2 protein-coding genes are annotated in these 1058 nt (G+C 62.4%); both read right to left on the bottom strand.

Annotated elements, in window-relative coordinates; translation table 11 throughout:
* On the bottom strand, nt 1-452 hold a 452-nt coding region (locus AHiyo1_RS25070; RefSeq protein WP_172465684.1), incomplete at its 3' end, for a PRC-barrel domain-containing protein.
* A 108-nt stretch (nt 453-560) separates the two neighbouring features.
* Nucleotides 561-1058: ArsB/NhaD family transporter (locus tag AHiyo1_RS27455; protein WP_275937090.1), on the bottom strand; the 498-nt coding region annotated here is incomplete at its 5' end.

Here is a 1058-nt window from a genome sequence, read left to right on the forward strand (position 1 = left end):
GGCGGATGCGGGGCACCGTGCGGGGCTGGGTGAGGCGGACCGCCGTCGGGCTCGGTCTCCCCAGCCGAGGCTTCGGGCACCGTCCCGGCTTCCTTGGGATCGGTTCCCGTGGCGGCATCGTTGGATTCCTCCGCCGCGAGCCCGTAATAGCTGTAGAGTTCCTGTTCCTGCGTCTCCGTGATCACGCCGCGGTCGCTCTCGATGCGCGGGCCGTTCTTCACTTTGTCCTTGGCAAAGGCCACCCTGATCACTGAATTCTCAATGCTGGCTCCGGAAAGCGGGGCGAAAGACTCGGACATGCCGAACAAGCCGGTCCGCACGGTGACAAACACAGGATCCCCGGAATCACCGCTCGTGAAGACCTGTTCAACTGAACCGATTTTCTCCCCGGCGGCGTCTACCACAATCCCTCCGTTGAGGACGATGTTGTCGATGTCCTGCAGGCTGAGCATGATGCAGATCCTTCTCGTATCGAAGTTCCGGCGGTACCGGCCAAGCTGTTCTACATTCTGTCCTGAATCTTCGCGCCCGGCGACAGGGTCCGTCTCTGCCGAACGCACTCACTGGCCAGCGATTGCCAGCACCGCCACCGCTGCGAACACCGTCAGAGGCGCAACAATCAGGCCGAAGATCGCATAGCCCTTCCACGTAATCAGCACATTCATGCGCATGAGCCGATCGTGCCACAAAAGGGTGGCCAAGGAGGCCCACGGTGTGATGATCGGGCCCGCATTGACTCCGATCAGCAAGGCCGCCATCCGCACAGGCGACCCGGCCAGCGGTTCTGCCAGCAGGTACGCAGGCAAATTGTTGAGGACATTGGAACCGGCGGCGCCCGTCGCGGCAAGCCGAACCAGATCCATAAAGCCCTGGCCTTGTCCGGCCAGCTGACTCAGCAACACGGGAGCCCCCAGATGCCTGGCTGCTTCCATCACCAGAAAGAGGCCGGAAGCGAACAGCAACAAGGACCATGGAATCAGCGACACCTTGAGAACCCGCGGGCGCCGTAACGCGAACACCACACCAAGAACCACTGCACCGGCCAGGGCCGGGATCCA

The sequence above is a fragment of the Arthrobacter sp. Hiyo1 genome (genome assembly GCF_001263615.2).
In the GTDB taxonomy this organism is placed as follows: Bacteria; Actinomycetota; Actinomycetes; order Actinomycetales; family Micrococcaceae; genus Arthrobacter.